This window comes from Pseudoalteromonas sp. TB64 (assembly GCF_000498095.1).
In the GTDB taxonomy this organism is placed as follows: Bacteria; Pseudomonadota; Gammaproteobacteria; order Enterobacterales; family Alteromonadaceae; genus Pseudoalteromonas.
In genome coordinates this window covers 1-18,039 of sequence record NZ_AUTQ01000186.1, presented here as the reverse complement: position 1 = coordinate 18,039, position 18,039 = coordinate 1, and the positions used below count along the sequence as shown (strand labels likewise).

16 protein-coding genes and 1 pseudogene are annotated in these 18,039 nt (G+C 37.8%); 14 read left to right on the top strand and 3 right to left on the bottom strand.

What is annotated here, in order from left to right:
- Positions 1–82 precede the first annotated feature (82 nt).
- From L647_RS0115385 to L647_RS0115345, 9 genes are all read left to right on the top strand, one after another.
- Complete coding sequence (locus L647_RS0115385) at positions 83–1,162, top strand: pilus assembly protein PilM (protein ID WP_024611849.1); 1,080 nt, start codon at positions 83–85, stop codon at positions 1,160–1,162.
- Entirely contained in the window at positions 1,150–1,722 is a 573-nt protein-coding gene (locus L647_RS0115380; protein ID WP_024611848.1) for a PilN domain-containing protein, read from the top strand. Before L647_RS0115385 ends, L647_RS0115380 begins: the two co-directional genes overlap by 13 nt.
- Positions 1,712–2,317 carry a type 4a pilus biogenesis protein PilO gene (locus tag L647_RS0115375; protein WP_024611847.1) on the top strand — a complete coding sequence of 202 codons (606 nt, stop codon included), beginning with the start codon at positions 1,712–1,714 and terminating at the stop codon, positions 2,315–2,317. Before L647_RS0115380 ends, L647_RS0115375 begins: the two co-directional genes overlap by 11 nt.
- The gene (locus L647_RS0115370) at positions 2,314–2,850 is read left to right on the top strand and encodes a pilus assembly protein PilP (protein ID WP_024611846.1); all 537 of its coding nucleotides are present in this window, start codon (positions 2,314–2,316) and stop codon (positions 2,848–2,850) included. The genes L647_RS0115375 and L647_RS0115370 overlap by 4 nt, the downstream gene beginning before the upstream one ends.
- On the top strand, positions 2,837–4,933 hold the full coding sequence (locus L647_RS0115365) for a type IV pilus secretin PilQ family protein (RefSeq protein ID WP_024611845.1): 2,097 nt from the start codon (positions 2,837–2,839) through the stop codon (positions 4,931–4,933). The genes L647_RS0115370 and L647_RS0115365 overlap by 14 nt, the downstream gene beginning before the upstream one ends.
- A gap of 184 nt (positions 4,934–5,117) precedes the next feature.
- Positions 5,118–5,636: a shikimate kinase AroK gene (aroK, locus tag L647_RS0115360; protein WP_006793103.1), complete on the top strand. Its 519-nt coding sequence runs from the start codon at positions 5,118–5,120 to the stop codon at positions 5,634–5,636.
- 28 nt (positions 5,637–5,664) lie between these two features.
- On the top strand, positions 5,665–6,735 hold the full coding sequence (gene aroB / locus L647_RS0115355; protein ID WP_024611844.1) for a 3-dehydroquinate synthase: 1,071 nt from the start codon (positions 5,665–5,667) through the stop codon (positions 6,733–6,735).
- Complete coding sequence (locus L647_RS0115350) at positions 6,736–8,079, top strand: AAA family ATPase (RefSeq protein ID WP_024611843.1); 1,344 nt, start codon at positions 6,736–6,738, stop codon at positions 8,077–8,079. It begins immediately after the preceding gene.
- Between the two features lie 54 nt (positions 8,080–8,133).
- A complete protein-coding gene (locus L647_RS0115345) occupies positions 8,134–9,003 on the top strand; it encodes a Dam family site-specific DNA-(adenine-N6)-methyltransferase (protein WP_024611842.1) in 870 nt (289 codons plus the stop codon).
- 128 nt (positions 9,004–9,131) lie between these two features.
- Here the strand turns inward: L647_RS0115345 and L647_RS0115340 are convergent, their stop codons facing one another.
- Complete coding sequence (locus L647_RS0115340) at positions 9,132–9,431, bottom strand: hypothetical protein (protein ID WP_024611841.1); 300 nt, start codon at positions 9,429–9,431, stop codon at positions 9,132–9,134.
- Positions 9,432–9,646: 215 nt separating this feature from the next.
- Between L647_RS0115340 and rpe the strand changes: the two genes are divergently transcribed.
- Genes rpe through trpS form a run of 3 tightly spaced genes read left to right on the top strand, consistent with a single transcriptional unit; the run spans position 9,647 to position 12,011 of the window.
- On the top strand, positions 9,647–10,309 hold the full coding sequence (gene rpe, locus L647_RS0115335) for a ribulose-phosphate 3-epimerase (protein WP_024611840.1): 663 nt from the start codon (positions 9,647–9,649) through the stop codon (positions 10,307–10,309).
- On the top strand, positions 10,309–10,974 hold the full coding sequence (locus L647_RS0115330; RefSeq protein WP_024611839.1) for a phosphoglycolate phosphatase: 666 nt from the start codon (positions 10,309–10,311) through the stop codon (positions 10,972–10,974). The genes rpe and L647_RS0115330 overlap by 1 nt, the downstream gene beginning before the upstream one ends.
- A 32-nt stretch (positions 10,975–11,006) precedes the next feature.
- Positions 11,007–12,011, top strand: a complete 1,005-nt coding sequence (trpS, locus tag L647_RS0115325) for a tryptophan--tRNA ligase (RefSeq protein WP_024611838.1) — start codon at positions 11,007–11,009, stop codon at positions 12,009–12,011.
- A gap of 132 nt (positions 12,012–12,143) precedes the next feature.
- Here trpS and L647_RS0115320 read toward each other — a convergent pair whose 3' ends face one another.
- A complete protein-coding gene (locus tag L647_RS0115320) occupies positions 12,144–13,193 on the bottom strand; it encodes a hypothetical protein (RefSeq protein WP_024611837.1) in 1,050 nt (349 codons plus the stop codon).
- Between the two features lie 30 nt (positions 13,194–13,223).
- Positions 13,224–15,953: pseudogene (gene uvrA, locus L647_RS01000000124380) on the bottom strand (excinuclease ABC subunit UvrA).
- 163 nt (positions 15,954–16,116) lie between these two features.
- On the opposite strand from uvrA, the gene L647_RS0115310 reads away from it, so the two are divergent.
- Both L647_RS0115310 and ssb read left to right on the top strand, forming a co-directional pair.
- On the top strand, positions 16,117–17,484 hold the full coding sequence (locus tag L647_RS0115310; protein ID WP_024611836.1) for an MFS transporter: 1,368 nt from the start codon (positions 16,117–16,119) through the stop codon (positions 17,482–17,484).
- 20 nt (positions 17,485–17,504) lie between these two features.
- Positions 17,505–18,039 (top strand): single-stranded DNA-binding protein (ssb, locus tag L647_RS0115305; RefSeq protein WP_024611835.1); only part of this gene is annotated, 535 nt, incomplete at its 3' end.

Here is an 18,039-nt window from a genome sequence, read left to right as displayed (position 1 = left end):
ATATTGATTAAAAAATGAATAATATTTTTTAAGATAACAATTATAACTTGTTTATTATTAAAACAAAGGTCAAGTTGCAAACATGCTAAGTCAACTATTTCAAAAGCCGTCAAAGATGATGGTAGGAATTGATATTGGATCGCACTCTATCAAAGCGGTGCTTTTAAGTGAAATTGAAAACGGATTTCGACTAGAAGCGCTTGCAATTGAACCCATGCCTAAAGGCGCAATGAGCGAGCGAGCAATTCAAGATATTGAAGCGATTGGTAATATAATAACTAAATTAAAAAGAAAACTGCCTAAATCGCTAAAATCTGCGGCTGTTGCAGTTTCGGGTCAAACCGTTATTACGAAAGTCATTTTCATGGATGTATCATTAACTGATGCTGAACTCGAATCACAAATCGAGATTGAAGCCGATAGCTTAATTCCATACCCACTTGATGAAGTGAGCCTCGACTTTGAAAGGCTTTCAACAAACGAAGCTGATCCAAGCAAAATGAATGTATTACTTTCAGCTGCGCGAACAGAAAGTATTGAAGCGCGTGTTGGTGCTTTAGAGGTTGCTGATTTGGAAGCAAAAGTTGTTGATGTAGAAAGCTATGCTCTTAGTCGCTCTATGGATATTTATTATCAGCAATTACCCACTGATGCATTTAATAAATGTGTTGCTGTGGTTGATATTGGCGCAGTGTTAATGCTTGTTAGCGTTGTGCAAGGTGGTGAAACTATATACACCCGAGACCAAGTTTTTGGTGGTGATCAATACACAAACAGTATTGTTGCATATTACAATAAAGGGTTTGATGAAGCTGAAATAGGTAAAACATCTGGTGACTTACCTCCTAATTATACCTTTGAGGTGCTAGCTCCTTTTCAAACATCATTGCTTCAACAAGTGCGCAGAGCAGTTCAAATGTTTTTAACAACTAGCGGCAAAGATCAAATTGATTATATTGTTTTAACTGGCGGAACTGCCATGATTAATGGCTTAGATCGTTTGTTAATAGAAGAACTTGGTATCCATTCTGTTGTAGCTGAACCGTTTGTTAATATGGAGGTTGCGCCAAAAGTTGACCGTAATGTGATGAAACGACACAGAACGCAGTTTGCTATAGCCACAGGATTGGCCTTGAGGAGTTTTTCATCATGCCATATATAAATCTACTACCTTGGCGTGAACTGAAACGCGAAGAGTCTAAAAAGAAATTCTTTACTATATTAATTGCAATTGTGATTTTGTGCTTTGCAAGTATGTACTTACTAAGTGCGGTATATGCAGGATACAAAGACGGGCAAAATATCAAAAATAATTATCTAAGTGCAGAAATTGGTACGTTAGATAACAAAATAAGAGAAATAAGAGAGCTGGATAAAAGAAAAGAAAATTTACAGCAACGTATGCGCTTAATTGAAGAATTACAAAGCAGTCGTAACTTAGGTACTCAAATTATGGATGAAGTGGCAAAAATAGTGCCAGGAGGCGTTTATTTAACTAAGCTTGAGCGTAGAGGTAATCAAATTCATGTATTAGGACGCAGCGAGTCTAATAACCGTTTATCAACGATGCTTCGTCAAGTACAAGGTTCATATTTATTAGAACGTCCTATAATGCAAGGTATTGTTGCAGGCGACGAGTCTTCGCGTTTACTCAGTGATTTTAATATGGAATTTTATGTAAAACCATTTAATAAAATTGGTGAGGTTTCAGATGAGCCTTAATCTAAAAGCGTTTAGCGAAGTTGATTGGAATGAGATCGAGCTTGATAATATAGGTGAGTGGCCTATCGTCGTAAAAGTTATATTTTGCTCTTTTATTGCTGCTTTAATATTGTATTTTAGTTATAGCTTTTTGGTTTCGGATGAAATAGATAGTTATCATAATGCCGTAGCAAAAGAAGTTGAGTTACGTACTACGTATCGAACAAAGTATGCCGTGGCAAGTAAACTTGAAATATATCGTGAACAAATGGTTGAGATGGAAGATAAGTTTTCTCAACTATTAAAGCGCTTACCTACGTCTGATGAAACTCCTGGTTTATTAGATGACTTATCGTATGTTGGTACTACAAGCGGATTAACATTCTTAAAAATTGGCTGGCTTCCAGAAGTAGAAAAAGAATTTTATACTGAGCTACCAATTAAAATTGAAGTAGTCGGGACTTATCATAATTTTGGTGAATTTGTAGGGAAAGTAGCCCAACTTCCTCGTATTGTTAGCTTGCATGATTTTTCTATTTTATCATCGGGCGATAAACAACTAACATTTAGCGTAGTAGCAAAAACATACCGTTATGAAGAAGGGGTGAAAAAATGAGACTCCTTCCTTTAATACCTCTATTAGCATTAGTACTGAGTGGTTGTAACGACGACACCTCAGAGCAAAAAGAGTTTATTGATCAAGTAAAAGCGAGTACAACACCTAAAGTTGATGCGATACCTGATCTTATAAAATTTGAGTATTTTGAATATAGTGCAAAACAGTTGCGTAGTCCGTTTGTGGCACCGCAACCAGAAATAATTCAAAATAAACTTACGCAAGTTAAAAATTGTTTGCATCCAGATCCTGAGCGTAGGCGTGAGCCTTTAGAAAAATACCCGTTAGATAACTTAGCAATGAAAGGCACTATGGGATCTAATGGACAAGCTTGGGCACTTATTACTGCCGCTGATGAAACTTTACATCGTGTGACTGTTGGAAACTACTTAGGCAGTTATGATGGAAAAGTAAGATTAGTAAATAGTGATTACATTGAATTAGTCGAATTAATCCCTGATGGGTCTGGTTGTTGGAAAGAACGCCTGACTAAATTAGAAATGCTAGAGGCGGCAACAGATGGCGCAAATTAATAATAAAAAAGGTAAAAACAACATGTATAAGGATGTACTTTGGCTTAATCGCATTTCGCGAGTTCTATTTGCCATGTTAACTCTCGTCGTAGCAAATTCAGTTATTGCTGCGCCATTACTTTACGATGTTCGTTACAACCCATTGCTTAAGGGCGAAACAGAATTACAGTTAGTCTTCGATGAAGAATTAACCCAAGAGCCAACAATACAAGTATTTAATAGCCCAGCTCGAATTGAGATGCTATTTAGTACAGCGCAATTAGAACAAGGCTTAGAAAGTGTTCCTGTAAATCAAGCCGGAATTACTAATGTTACTAATGTCATTACTGATAATGGCTTAAAAGTAACAGTGAACCTTGATAGATTAAAAATTTATGAAACCGAAGTCCAAAACAACTTAGTTTCTTTGCGTGTTTCTGATAACCCATTAACTGAGCAGTCGGTGGGTAATGAAAGTAGCGACTCAACAGAGGTTGCTGGTAATTATATTAACCGTATTCAATCTATTGATTTTCGCCGTGGAGAGAAAGGGGAAGCTAAGGTCCTTGTATTTTTACAAGACACTCAGGCTGCTATTGAAGTTCATGAAAGTGGCGGCAAAATTATTGCTGATTTTTACCACACAGATATTTTAGATGATTTACTTTATGAATTAGATGTTTTGGATTTTGGTACGGTTGTAAGCAACATCGAAACGTTTAAAGAAGATGGGTTTAGCCGAATAGTGATAGAGCCAAATTCAGCGTTTACTTTTACTTATCAGCAAATAGATAGCATACTTACTCTTACAGTAGAAAAAGACGAAACACAAAATGCCTACTTAGATGGCGGTAAAGAATATCAAGGTCGTCCAATGACCTTAAATTTCCAAGATATTTCTATTCGTGCTGTGTTACAAATTATTGCAGGTTATAACGACTTTAATTTAGTTACCAGTGATTCTGTGACTGGTAATATTACACTTCGCTTAGATGGCGTACCATGGGATCAGGCTCTAGATGTTGTATTGAGAATTAAAGGTCTTGATAAGCGTATGGATGGTTCTATTTTAATGGTCGCTCCGTCAGAAGAGCTTGCAGCACGTGAAGCTAAAGATTTAAAAGCAAAACAAGATGTTGAAGACTTAGAGCCGCTTTATAGTGAATATATTCGTTTAAATTATGCCAAAGCTGAAGATTTCGCTGATTTATTAAAAACAGATATAAACAGTATTATCAGCCCACGCGGTAGTGTTTCAGTTGATAAGCGTACAAATACATTATTGCTTAAAGATACGGCTAAAAGTATTGAGAGCATTCGTAAAATGATTGAAGTACTTGATATCGCCGTAAAGCAGGTTGTTATTGAGGCGCGTATGGTAACCGTACGCGACAACGTAACAGAAGATATTGGCGTACGTTGGGGCTTTAGCGACCAACAAGGCAGTGACGGTATATCTGGTTCGCTAGAAGGTGCTGAAACCATTTCTAACGGTACTATTCCAAGTATATCAGATAGATTAAATGTGAACTTACCAGCCTCTAGTGGTTCCGCTGCTAGTATAGGAATGCATATTGCTAAACTTGCTAATGGTACTTTAATTGATTTAGAACTAAGCGCGCTGGAAGAAGAAAATAAAGGCGAAATTATTGCTAGTCCTCGTATTACGACGGGTAATCAACAAAAAGCGCGTATAGAGCAAGGTACCGAAATTCCTTATGTAGAATCTGCGTCAAGCGGTGCAACAACAGTTAGCTTTAAAAAAGCAGTACTGAGCCTGCAGGTAACGCCTCACATTACTCCAGACAATAAAGTAATATTAGATCTTATTATTACTCAAGATACTCGAGGTGATACAGTTGCAACCGGTACAGGTGATGCCGTGTCGATTGATACACAACAAATTGAAACCCAAGTGTTGGTTGATAACGGTCAAACAGTAGTGCTTGGGGGAATATTTCAGCAACAAATAATTAATGCTACGAGTAAAGTACCAATTTTAGGTGATATTCCTTACCTTGGAAGATTATTTAAAACGACAAGTGAGTTTAACGAAAAACGTGAATTACTAATTTTCGTGACACCAAAAATACAAATCGATTAAAATACAGTACTATTTTGTTAACTAATGGGCGATTATTTATATTAATTGCTCGTTATATAGCTTTTTATGCTAATTGACTTGAAATACCCCCTCAATTACTGAGATAATCCCCTCCTTAATTTTGGGGCCAGGTCGTTAGGCGGGGTTTTATTTCTAATTTTAGAGTTCGTTTGTACTAAAAGATATGGCTGAGAAACGTAATATATTTCTAATTGGCCCCATGGGGGCTGGAAAAAGCACAATTGGTCGTCACATTGCCGATCAATTACACCTTGAATTTGTTGATTCTGATCAAGAAATCGAACGCCGTACCGGTGCAGATATTGCCTGGGTGTTTGATCTTGAAGGTGAAGAAGGCTTTAGACTTCGTGAAGAATCTGTTATTGGCGACTTAACCGAAATGCAAGGTATTGTACTTGCAACCGGTGGTGGTTCAGTAATGAGTAAAGAAGTTCGAAACAAGCTTTCGGCTCGTGGTATCGTTGTATACCTAGAGACACCTATTGAAAAACAAGTTGCACGCACACAACGCGACAAGCGTCGCCCATTACTGCAAACTGAAGAAGCACCTCGTGATGTATTAGAGCGCTTAGCAGAAGAACGCGAACCGTTATATAAAGAAGTGGCTGATTTTGTTGTACGCACTGATGAGCAAAGCGCTAAAGTTGTTGCTAACCAAATCATCGAGAAACTAGATTTTTAAAAACCAATAATAAAAGGAACAACTGAGCATGCTTGAATTAACTGTTAATTTGGACGAGCGAAGTTATCCTATTTATATTGGTCAATCTGCACTTCAAGATAATGGCCGCCTAGTTCACCACGTTGGTGATTGTCGGCCTATCATCATTACTAATGACACAATAGCGCCTTTATATTTGCAAGGCTTACTTGATTCATTAGACGAATTAAATCCACTCTCTTTTATTATTCCTGATGGTGAGCAATACAAGTCACTAGAATGGTTTGAAAAAATATCTGCATTTTTACTTCAAAATAATTGCGGTCGCGATACGTGCTTAATTGCATTAGGCGGTGGAGTAGTGGGTGATTTAACCGGTTTTGTTGCAGCGTGTTATCAACGCGGTGTGCCGTTTATTCAAATTCCAACTACATTACTATCTCAAGTTGATTCCTCTGTTGGTGGTAAAACAGCTGTAAATCATCCATTAGGTAAAAATATGATTGGGGCTTTTTATCAGCCACAAGCCGTTTTTATCGATACACAATCACTCCACACTTTACCAGCAAGAGAGTTTGCTGCGGGCATGGCTGAGGTTATTAAGTATGGGCTGATTTATGATACTGAGTTATTTGCTTATTTAGAGAAAAATGTAGAAAGCTTACAGCAATTAAATGAAGTGTGTTTACAGCACATTATTTTTAGATGTTGTGAAATTAAAGCATTGATTGTTGCTCAAGATGAGAAAGAACATGGTATTAGAGCGCTTTTAAATTTAGGCCATACATTTGCGCATGCGATTGAAGCACAAATGGGATATGGTGTTTGGCTACATGGTGAAGCTGTAGCTACAGGAATGGTGCTTGCTGCGCAACTTGCTCATACACGTCAGGGCTTAACAGTTGACGAAGTAGCACGTATTGTTGATGTTATTGCACAGTATAACCTGCCAACCACAATACCAGCAGAAATGACGAGTGAGCAGTTTTTAACGCACATGCGTAAAGACAAAAAGAATAAAAAAGGTACAATCCGTTTTATTCTACCTACCCAATTTGGACAATGTGCATTAGTCGATAATGTATCTGATGACCAAGTAAGAGCCTTAATCGAGCAATAAATGCAGCTACAAATTTTACCAAGCCGTGCGGCTTTGGTGGATAGAATTGCACTGCAATTCGAGTATGGGCAAAACTTCATTGTTTTATTAGGTACTTCTGGGCTCGGCAAAAGTTATATGCTCGAAACCTTTATTACCGATAAGTACAACGACTTTAATAAAGCGTTTGTACAAATAACCGCAAAAATGACAGATGCTCAGTTAATGAGTGACTTGTTAGAGCAAAGCTTTAATGCCCCTCTGGTTGATCATAGTTTAAGTTTATCTGAAAATTTTTATCAATTATCTCAGCAACAATCATGCGGATCTTGTCTGTGGGTGCTTGATGGTGGTCGACATTTATCAGATGAGTTTTTGATTGAGCTAGAATTACTGGCAAAAAGTAGCCCAAGCACTTTGTATATTATGCTCGCTTCACCATCAAAATTGCCTTTAAATAATGCCGTAGAAATTTACTTAGAGCCACTTACCCTTAGTGAAAGTAAACAATTGTTGGGCTGGTATTTTACAGATTTACCTTATGATGAAGACCCTGTATTTCAGGCTTTTTTAACTGAGGCACGCGGTAATCCAAGTTTACTATTAGCCTGGCAGGCTAATGAGCATGTTGTGGATGTAGTTATAAAAGATAAAGTGTCATGGCGTTTACACTTAATTGTTTTAATGTTTATTATTATGTTTTTGATTATAGGTTTTCTATATAAATCAGATATGACGCAATGGTGGCAGCAATACTATGAGCAAGAAGATATTGAAGTCAGTACAACGGTTATATCCGCTAAACAAATTAATGAACAACGACTAGAAAAAGATGAGCTTAAAAGTACGGTTGTAGAACCTGCTGAGCCTAATATAGTAAAGAGTGAAGGTGCCATTGATACTAAACGTCACCACAATGATGTGCCAGCAATAATGCAAAGTTTAGATCCCAGCGTACACGCTCAGCAGTTAGACATTAGCAAAGAAGAAGTAGAGCCTGCTGCTACAATCGATCTTGAAATAAACAAAGAGGTTGTGAATGTATCTACTCAACCTAAAAATAATCCCCTGAGTGCTTGGTATCAACAACAACCAGAGGCTAATACAGTAATTCAATTATTGGCTGTTACTCAACAGCAAGTTAGTGACGAATTTATTGCTCAACATAAATTACAAAAAATTGCTCATACTTATCAAACAAAAAGAAATAACCAAGTTTGGTGGGTAATAACATTAGGAAGTTTTACTAATTTAAGTGATGCTAAACGGGCTATGAAAAACTTGCCGGCTGGTATTTTAAAGAATAAGCCTTTCTATAAAAAAATTAGTAAAATAAAACAAGAAATAACACTACTTGATCAGTAAATTAAACTGCTTTAGTGTAAAATCGCGCAACACCGAATTGAAGTAAAGAGCCCAATGCAGCAAAAGAGTAGAGCCTTCCTTAAATGGGCTGGCGGAAAATACAGTCTAGTTGATGATATTAACGCGCGATTAAACCAAGCAAGTAAGCATGCTGATACTTTGGTTGAACCTTTTGTTGGTGCTGGCTCTGTTTTTTTAAATAGTAATTTTAAACATTATATTCTTAATGATATTAATGCTGATTTAATTAATTTATATAAAGAGCTCAGAGATTCACCCGATGAGTTTATTAGCGACGCTAAAAAATTATTTGTAGATTTAAATAACCACCCTGACGCTTATTATGAATACCGTGTGCAGTTTAATCAAAGCCGCGATATATACGAACGCTCTATGTTATTTTTATATATGAATAGGTATGGCTACAACGGTCTGTGTAGATATAATTTAAAAGGTATTTTTAACGTACCTTTTGGAAAATATAAAAAACCTTATTTCCCTGAAAAAGAAATGTACTTTTTTGCTAAAAAAGCCCAGCAAGCTACATTTACATGTCTAGACTACGATGACGTGTTTAAATTAGTACCTGAGAATGCAGTTATATATTGCGACCCACCTTACGTGCCGTTAAGTAAAACAGCGTCGTTTACCTCTTATGCAAAAGGGGGCTTTAATTTAGATGACCAAGCTAATTTAGCTAATCTAGCTGAAAAGGCTGCGTTTGAAAATAATACACCAGTGCTTATATCTAATCACGATACAGTATGGACTCGAAAAATTTATAGCCAAGCTTCGCTTGACCAAATTCAAGTAAAGCGCACTATTAGTCCTAAAGGCGGGTCTCGTAACAAAGTTGATGAGTTAATGGCAATGTATTTACCACTAAAGAATCAATTGTGTAAACCTAAAATACAAAAGTTATAATTAAGTATAATCGCAATTATAATAATTGAAGATGGAAAGTGCAGTTTTAAGTCTAAACTGCGTTTGTATCTGATTAAATATAAAATATTGCTAGCGCAATTTTAATGTGCTAAACATTATAAAATTATTTAAAATAATGGTTTTAAAGATGGGGTCTTTTTTGAGTCTTCAGAGCTAGTAAGTAATTCTAATAGATCAAGATAGTGAAATTGTGCACTACGGCTATCACCTGTTATCCACGAAAACCAAGATGAATCATCTTCAATTTTTATACATGCATGAGCAGTATTTTGAACACTGCTAGCTTGCTCTTGGTTATGGCAATTATTTACAGAGCTTAATTCTTGCTTTGTAGTTGGAGCAAAGCTAAATGCTCCAATAAATAATAATGCCGACGCAATTAATATCCCAGTTTTAAATGCACGCATAAATAAATCCAATAATTTGTTACTTTTTTAAGCATAACAAATATCGGTTAAATAACAAACTTAAATTTAGCTGAATATACTGAATAATTATAAAAAATAATGACTTAACTATTAAATAATTAACTTTAAAACTAATAATATTTCGCTCTGGTGACTTGGGTAACATCACTAATTAAGTTACATTAACGAATATATTACTGATTGATGGATTAACTATGTTTACCCCAGAACAAAAATATTTGATTGCCCCTTCAATTTTATCTGCTGACTTTGCAAAACTAGGTGAAGACGTCGATAAAGTCTTAGCAGCTGGTGCTGACGTGGTTCACTTTGATGTAATGGATAATCACTATGTACCTAACCTTACAATTGGTCCTATGGTGTGTAAAGCACTAAGAGATTACGGCATTACAGCCCCTATCGACGTACACTTAATGGTTAAACCTGTAGATAGTCTTATTCCATTGTTTGCAGAGGCTGGNCCAGAAGCCAGTGAGCATGTAGATCGTACAATACAGTTAATTAAAGATCACGGCTGTAAAGCCGGCTTAGTGTTTAACCCAGCTACAAGCCTAAGTTATTTAGATCATGTTATTGATAAGCTAGATACCATTTTACTTATGTCGGTTAACCCAGGTTTTGGCGGGCAAAGCTTTATCCCTCATACGCTTGAAAAATTACGCCAAGCTAAGCAACGCATTATTGAATCGGGTCGAGATATTCGCTTAGAGGTTGATGGTGGTATTAAAGTCGATAACATTGCAGCCGCAGCACAAGCGGGTGCGGACATGTTTGTCGCAGGCTCAGCTATTTTTAACCAACCAGATTACAAGGTTGTGATTGATCAAATGCGTGAACAGCTTGGAAGTGTTAAGTAATGAAATACGATATAGCCTTATTTGATTTAGATGGTACTTTGGTTGATAGCGTTTACGACTTGTATATTGCTATTAACCTAACCTTGAGTGGCCTCGCTTTTCCTATTGTTAGCCAACGCTTGGTTGAAAGCTGGGTCGGTAATGGTGTTGAAGTCCTCGTTAAACGCGCTTTGAGTGGTGATATGCAAGTGAGTGAGCATCTAGATGAGTCACTTAGTAGTAAAGCAATATTACAGTTTTATAAGCACTATGAGCAGCAAGTAGGTGAATATAGTGTGTTATATCAGCATGTCGAAACCGGACTTGCAGCGCTTCGTGGCATGCCAAAAGCATTAATTACAAATAAAGCCCGTATATTTACAGAAAAGCTGCTTGATAAACTTGCTCTAACAAGTCATTTTGATGTGATTGTATGTGGTGACGACATGGCAAAAAAACCATCGCCAGATCCATTGTTATTTGCTTGTAAAAAACTAAAGGTTGAACCTAGTAAAGCGATAATGATAGGTGATTCTAAAAGCGATATACTTGCAGCTAAAGCCGCTAATATAGATGTAATCGCACTTAGTTACGGCTATAACCAAGGTGAAAACCTTGGAGATTATAATCCACAGTACCTATGTGATAACTTCTTAGATATAATACCTGTTCTAACGCAGCGTTAAATATTATTAATTAAGCTAAATAAAGGAAAATCATGAGTAAACCAGTAGTATTAAGTGGCATGCAGCCAACCGGTGGTATGACAATAGGCAACTATGTTGGCGCTATTAACCAGTGGGTTAAGCTACAGGAAGAATGTGATAGCTACTTTATGCTTGCAGATTTGCATGCGATTACGGTACGCCAAGACCCTGAATTACTTCGCGCTCGCGTACTGGATGGAGTTGCGTTATATACAGCATGTGGTATTAATCCGGAAAAATCGGCATTATTTGTACAATCTCAAGTGCCTGAGCATGCTCAACTTGGTTGGGTTTTAAACTGTTATGCGCAAATGGGTGAGCTTAATCGTATGACGCAGTTTAAAGATAAGTCAGCAACACACGCTAACAATATTAATGTGGGGCTATTTGCTTATCCAGCTTTGCAAGCGGCTGATATTTTATTATATCAAGCAGATAAAGTGCCAGTAGGGGATGATCAAAAACAACATCTTGAATTAACGCGCGATATTGCTACACGATTTAATAATGTATATGGCGACATTTTTACATTACCAGAGCCGTACATTCCTGAGTTTGGCGCTCGCGTAATGAGCCTGCAAGATCCACTTAAAAAAATGTCTAAGTCTGACGAAAACCCAAATGGTTTTATAATGATGCTAGACGAGCCTAAAAAGATTGAGAAAAAACTTAAAAAAGCAGTAACAGATTCAGACGAGCAAGCGCGCATCTATTTTGATCGCACAGAAAAGCCAGGCGTTTCAAACTTACTTACTTTACTAAGTGTTGCGACTAAACGCTCAATTGAAGACTTAGTGCCAGAGTATGAAGACAAAATGTACGGTCACTTGAAGAAAGACACTGCCGATGCAGTAGTGAGTATGTTAGAGCCAATTCAAGCACGTTTTAAAGAGATCAGAGAAGATCGAAACCTACTTAATAGCATAATGAAATCAGGTGCTGAAAAAGCAAGTGTACGTGCTGAGAAAACATTGAAATCGGTATACGATGTACTAGGTTTTATACCTCGTGGTTAAATAATAAAGATTGAATATTTATAAAATACCGCTATTTAGCGGTATTTTTTTGTCTAGTAAAAATTTCAATTGTTACGATGATAAAAAGTAAATTAGAGTACAAAAAGTGAGAAGTGATTATTTACAAAGAAATTAATTAGGTGCTTTGAATGCCGGTGACTCACAGGCTTTAACTATAAATTTATAGCCGTAAGGCATTGTATTATCAGGTGTGATTTCGACAATTTCGTAGTCGTTAATTTCGATTGATTTACTGTTTTTAGCTTTTTTACACCGCGAGAATCCATCGGCTTCATAGTTAAAAGCAAAAAAAGCAATAAGGCGTTTACTGCGTTCAAAGTACCCTTGAGTATTTAAAAACAAAGTCGTCGATTCAGTTGCTTTTGCTATTCCTTCAATTTGAGTGTCTAGTGATTTAATTTCAGGATCAACACTAGAATCTGGTTTTTCTAATTGTTCCTTTAAATCTATAAGTGCTTTTTCTTTATTTACTGAAGAATCATTATTCATTTCTTGCCCAAAGTAATAGCCACTTTGAATATCAGCCAAAAAAGTTTCTTCATCTCTACCATCTATTATTGTAAATAACGCACTTAAAACGACTAATGATAAGAAAAACCGGAGAGTTGCGGTTATTAATGGTGAATAGCTTTGACTAATAAACTTAACTCGTTCTGAGCCAAATGGTTTTAGTAGTAATAAAGCTATAATATAAAAAGGTAAAATTAACTGAAACAATAATAATGTACTTAGCGTGATACCTAAAGCCCACGGTGGTAAATAAAGCAGGGTGGCAAAGTTATGTGTGTAATTGAATTGTGTGGCAGATACGTGGGTTACATCGTTTACAATGCCGCTGGCATTTGCCAGTACAAAGTTAGCAATACTCGCATAAAAAATAAGTATTAATGCTTTACCAGCCAACGAGTGCCATAACTTATCAAATTTGGGCCAAAATTCGATGACTAATGCCGTAATAGTTATAAGTGCGCACAACCAGCCCGATTGAAAAACGAGCAAAACCATTAGCGCAATTAAATAGAGCTTTTGTGCGGTGTTAAGATTAAACCAAACCGTTTTAACACGTTCATGTAAACGTATTTTATGTGGTTGCCAGTTTTTTTGTTGTTGCTGTAGCTGCTTATTTGCACGCCATTTTACAATTTTAAAATACCTTAACACCGGCTTTCCTTATCCGAGGTGTGTAAACCTCTATTTTTGCAATAGAGGTTTTAAGTAATGCCCAGTATGTGAACGCTCACATTCACCAACTTCTTCTGGCGTGCCTGCAATGAGTATTTCACCACCACCAGCACCGCCTTCAGGTCCTAAATCGATAACCCAATCTGCTGTTTTAATCACATCAAGGTTATGCTCAATAACAACAATAGTATTACCGTGATCGCGAAGCCTGTGCAATACAACAAGTAGCTGTTCTATATCGGCAAAGTGTAAGCCAGTAGTTGGCTCGTCCAATATATAGAGTGTTTTACCTGTGTCACGCTTTGATAGTTCACGCGCTAGTTTTACACGCTGTGCTTCACCACCAGAGAGAGTAGTAGCGGCTTNCATACGACAAACCAACGTCCATAAGAGTTTTAAGCTTACGTGCAATAGCCGGTATTTTATCAAAATACTCATGAGCGTCTTCAACAGTCATTTCGAGGACTTGATGTATATTTTTGCCTTTGTATTGTACTTCGAGTGTTTCGCGGTTATAGCGTTTGCTCTTACAAACATCACACGGTACATACACGTCTGGTAAAAAGTGCATTTCAACTTTAATTAAGCCGTCACCTTGGCAAGCTTCACAGCGTCCGCCTTTAACGTTGAAGCTAAAGCGACCTACTTTGTAGCCACGTGAGCGCGCTTCTTGTGTACCTGCAAATAACTCACGAATGCCAGTAAATATTCCAGTATACGTTGCTGGATTTGAACGCGGAGTACGACCAATCGGGCTTTGATCAATATCGATTACTTTATCAAAATGGTCTAAACCGCTAATTGATTTATACGGTGCTGCTTCGGCTGTCGTTGCGCCATTTAACTCCGTATGAGCAAGTTTAAATAAGGTATCATTTATTAATGTTGATTTACCTGAGCCCGATACACCGGTAACACAAGTCATTAAGCCAAATGGAATTTTTAAATCTACGTTTTTAAGATTGTTACCCGTTGCACCAAACAGCTCTAGCCATTTGTCGTTAGTTGGATGGCGTACTTTTGGTATTTCTATTTTACGCACACCTGATAAAAACTGACCAGTAACAGACTCTTTGCTTGCTAAAATGTCGTCACGGGTGCCCTGGGCAATAATATAACCACCATGAACACCAGCACCAGGACCAATATCGATAATATGATCAGCGGCTCGAATTGCATCTTCATCGTGTTCTACCACAATTACAGTGTTACCCAAATCACGTAAATGGACCAGTGTTTGCAGTAAGCGGTCGTTGTCGCGTTGATGCAAGCCAATTGATGGTTCATCAAGTACATACATTACACCAACAAGACCGGCACCAATTTGACTCGCTAAACGAATACGCTGCGCTTCACCGCCAGATAGAGTGTCGGCACTACGTTCAAGTGATAAGTAGTTTAGGCCTACATTAATTAAAAATGATAAACGGTCGCGAATTTCTTTTAATATTTTTTCAGCTATTTGGCCTTTTTGTCCGGTTAGCGATAACCCTTCAAAAAACTCCATAGCCTCACCAATACTCATGCAGGTAATTGCAGGTAAGTTAGTTTTACCAATAAATACATTGCGAGATTCTTCGCGTAAACGCGANGGTTCATGTTATTTAACACGCCTTCAAACTCATGGTTACGAGTAATTAAATCACCACGGTCGTTACGGTAATTAAACGCAATTTTAGTGCTGCCAGAACCATCTAAAATAATTTTTTTAGATTCGTCATCTAGCTCTTGATAAGGTACATCTAAATCAAAATTATAATGTTCAGCAACCGCTTGTAGCATTTGATAATAATAAAAGCTGCGTTTATCCCACCCTTTAATAGCACCGCCAGCAAGGCTCAACTCAGGGTTTTGTACAACACGAGTGGGATCAAAATACTGACGTATACCTAATCCATCACAAGTTTGACACGCACCCGCTGGGTTATTAAACGAAAATAAGCGAGGCTCAAGCTCCGTCATTGCGTAACCACAGGTTGGACACGCAAAGTTTGCTGAAAATAAAACTTCTTCAGCACTGCTGTCGTCCATGTATGCTACTTTGGCAACTCCATTTGACATTTCAAGTGCAGTTTCAAACGATTCAGCCAAACGCTGTTGTAACCCATCTTTTACTTTAAAGCGGTCAACAACGACTTCTATTGTATGTTTTTTATGAAGTTCAAGCGTTGGTGGATCTGATAAATCACATACTTCACCATCAATACGAGCGCGTATATAACCTTGGCTAGATAACTGTTCTAATAACTTAACGTGTTCACCTTTACGCTCTTTTACTATTGGCGCAAGCAACATTAGCTTACTGCCTTCAGGCAGCGCTAAAACGGTATCAACCATTTGGCTAACTGTTTGTGCAGCAAGTGGTAAATTATGCGTAGGGCATCGAGGCTCACCCACACGGGCAAACATTAAACGTAAATAGTCGTATATTTCGGTAATAGTTCCCACAGTAGAGCGTGGGTTATGAGACGTTGATTTTTGCTCTATAGAAATAGCAGGAGAGAGGCCCTCGATATGGTCAACATCGGGTTTTTCCATCAGTGATAAAAACTGTCTTGCATATGCAGAAAGAGACTCAACATAACGCCTCTGTCCTTCAGCATAAAGTGTATCAAATGCAAGTGATGACTTCCCTGAACCAGATAGCCCAGTGATAACAATTAATTTATCACGTGGGATGGTTAGGCTGATGTCTTTCAAATTGTGCGTTCGTGCGCCTCTGACTTCAATGTTTTCCATGCTATCTCGTTTATTACCAAAGTTATTTACTCAGTATCGCATAATACGAAGCAAGATTAATCCTTGATCAATGAAAAAATCCTTACTTATAGGCGATTAATTTTTGCCAAGCTTATGGTAGAATCTCAACCTTAATTTTTCATACTGTAAGATCACATAAATAATGACCGCATCTTCACTTAATTCACGAGAAAAACGCGCTGCAGTATCGCTAGCAAGTGTGTTTGCATTTAGAATGCTTGGCTTGTTTATGCTGATGCCTGTAATGGCTATTTATGGGCAGTCGCTTGACGGCTTTTCGCCTATTTGGATAGGCTTTGCTATTGGTGCTTATGGGTTAACACAAGCTGTGTTACAAATTCCTATGGGTCGGTTATCAGATAAAATAGGTCGTAAAAAAGTAATTGTAGGTGGTTTAGCTGTATTTGCGCTGGGCTCTGTAGTAGCTGCATTAGCTGACTCGATTCAAATGGTAACTGTAGGGCGAGCCTTACAAGGTATGGGAGCAATAGCAAGCGCGTTACTTGCGTTTGCATCTGATTTAAGCCGAGATGAGCAGCGACCAAAAGTAATGGCGGTAATAGGAATGAGCATAGGCATGAGCTTTGCTTTTGCTATGCTACTTGGACCGATTGTTGCTGCTTCTTGGGGAATTTCAGGTGTATTTTGGCTAACCGCTGTGTTGGCGATTGTAGGCATATTTATTGTTACATTACTGGTCCCTAAAGCCGTTAATAAAGCCCCTAAGGGCGATACACTGGCAAGCTTTAGTGATATTAAAAAACTAATTAAACATCCGCAGTTAGCACGATTAAATGCTGGTGTATTACTACTACATTTAACGCTAACAACTATTTTTGTTGTACTTCCGAGTCAACTAATTAAAGATGGTTTGGTGGCTAACCATCATTGGTATTTATATATACCGGTGTTGTTTTTAGCATTTTTATTAATGGTACCAATTATGATTATTGCCATTAAAAAAGAAAAAGAAAAACAGGCATTCATAGGTTCAGTTGCATTGTTAAGCGTGAGTATGCTTGCCATGTCTATTTGGGTTAATAGCGTAATAGGTATTGCTGTTTGTATGCTGCTTTATTTTGTCGCATTTAATTTTTTAGAAGCAACTATGCCAGCACTTGTATCGCGTATTGCACCAGCAAGCCAAAAGGGTTCTGCAATGGGTGGATATTCAACCAGCCAGTTTTTAGGTGCCTTTTTAGGCGGTATGCTTGGAGGTTACGTAGCGCAAACAACAACAACGCAAGCTGTGTTTGCGGCAGCAGCACTTGTTGGGTTAATATGGCTTATTGTTGCGTGGAAAATGCAAGTTCCACCTAAAAGCAAAGTTATTAGCTTAATAACCAAATTAAGTTCTGAGGAGCAAGCTCAAACGCTCGCTTCTCAATTGGTTGCATTACCAGGCGTAATAGAAGCAACCGTAGTTCGCGATGAAAGCCGCAGCTATTTAAAGATTAATGATAAAGAATTTGACCTAGACCAAGCACGTAAAGTAGCTGGTTTAATCTAACGTTTATAGGAGATGGTTCCATGGCACGCGGTGTGAACAAAGTAATTTTAGTTGGTAATTTAGGACAAGATCCTGAAGTTCGTTATATGCCTAACGGCAATGGTGTAGCAAATATTACTCTAGCAACTTCAGACAGCTATAAAGATAAAAACACTGGCCAAATGGTTGATAAAACGGAATGGCATCGTGTTGTATTTTTTGGCAAGTTAGCAGAAATTGTTGGCGAATATTGCCGTAAAGGTTCACAAATTTATGTTGAAGGTAAACTTCAAACGCGTAAATGGACCGATCAACAAGGTCAAGAGAAATACACAACAGAGATTGTTGTTGATGGCTTTACTGGTCAAATGCAAATGCTAGGCGCACGTGGTGGCGATCAGCAAAGCAGTGGTGGTTACCAAGGTAATCAAGGTCAAGGCGGACAACAAGGTGGTGGTTATCAAGGTAATCAACCACAAGGCGCTCAGCAACACAGTGGTTATGGTCAAAACAATCAGGCTCAAGGTGCACAGCAAGGTGGCTATACTCCACAGCAGCAAGCCGCTCCTGCAGCAC

Coding starts and splice junctions, on each gene's coding strand:
- L647_RS0115370 (WP_024611846.1), top strand. CDS start 2,314: ATGAGACTCCTTCCTTTAATACCTCTATTAGCATTAGTACTGAGTGGT.
- L647_RS0115340 (WP_024611841.1), bottom strand. CDS start 9,431: ATGCGTGCATTTAAAACTGGGATATTAATTGCGTCGGCATTATTATTT.
- aroB (WP_024611844.1), top strand. CDS start 5,665: ATGCTTGAATTAACTGTTAATTTGGACGAGCGAAGTTATCCTATTTAT.
- L647_RS0115350 (WP_024611843.1), top strand. CDS start 6,736: ATGCAGCTACAAATTTTACCAAGCCGTGCGGCTTTGGTGGATAGAATT.
- L647_RS0115380 (WP_024611848.1), top strand. CDS start 1,150: ATGCCATATATAAATCTACTACCTTGGCGTGAACTGAAACGCGAAGAG.
- L647_RS0115375 (WP_024611847.1), top strand. CDS start 1,712: ATGAGCCTTAATCTAAAAGCGTTTAGCGAAGTTGATTGGAATGAGATC.
- L647_RS0115330 (WP_024611839.1), top strand. CDS start 10,309: ATGAAATACGATATAGCCTTATTTGATTTAGATGGTACTTTGGTTGAT.
- L647_RS0115365 (WP_024611845.1), top strand. CDS start 2,837: ATGGCGCAAATTAATAATAAAAAAGGTAAAAACAACATGTATAAGGAT.
- trpS (WP_024611838.1), top strand. CDS start 11,007: ATGAGTAAACCAGTAGTATTAAGTGGCATGCAGCCAACCGGTGGTATG.
- aroK (WP_006793103.1), top strand. CDS start 5,118: ATGGCTGAGAAACGTAATATATTTCTAATTGGCCCCATGGGGGCTGGA.
- L647_RS0115345 (WP_024611842.1), top strand. CDS start 8,134: ATGCAGCAAAAGAGTAGAGCCTTCCTTAAATGGGCTGGCGGAAAATAC.
- L647_RS0115385 (WP_024611849.1), top strand. CDS start 83: ATGCTAAGTCAACTATTTCAAAAGCCGTCAAAGATGATGGTAGGAATT.
- L647_RS0115310 (WP_024611836.1), top strand. CDS start 16,117: ATGACCGCATCTTCACTTAATTCACGAGAAAAACGCGCTGCAGTATCG.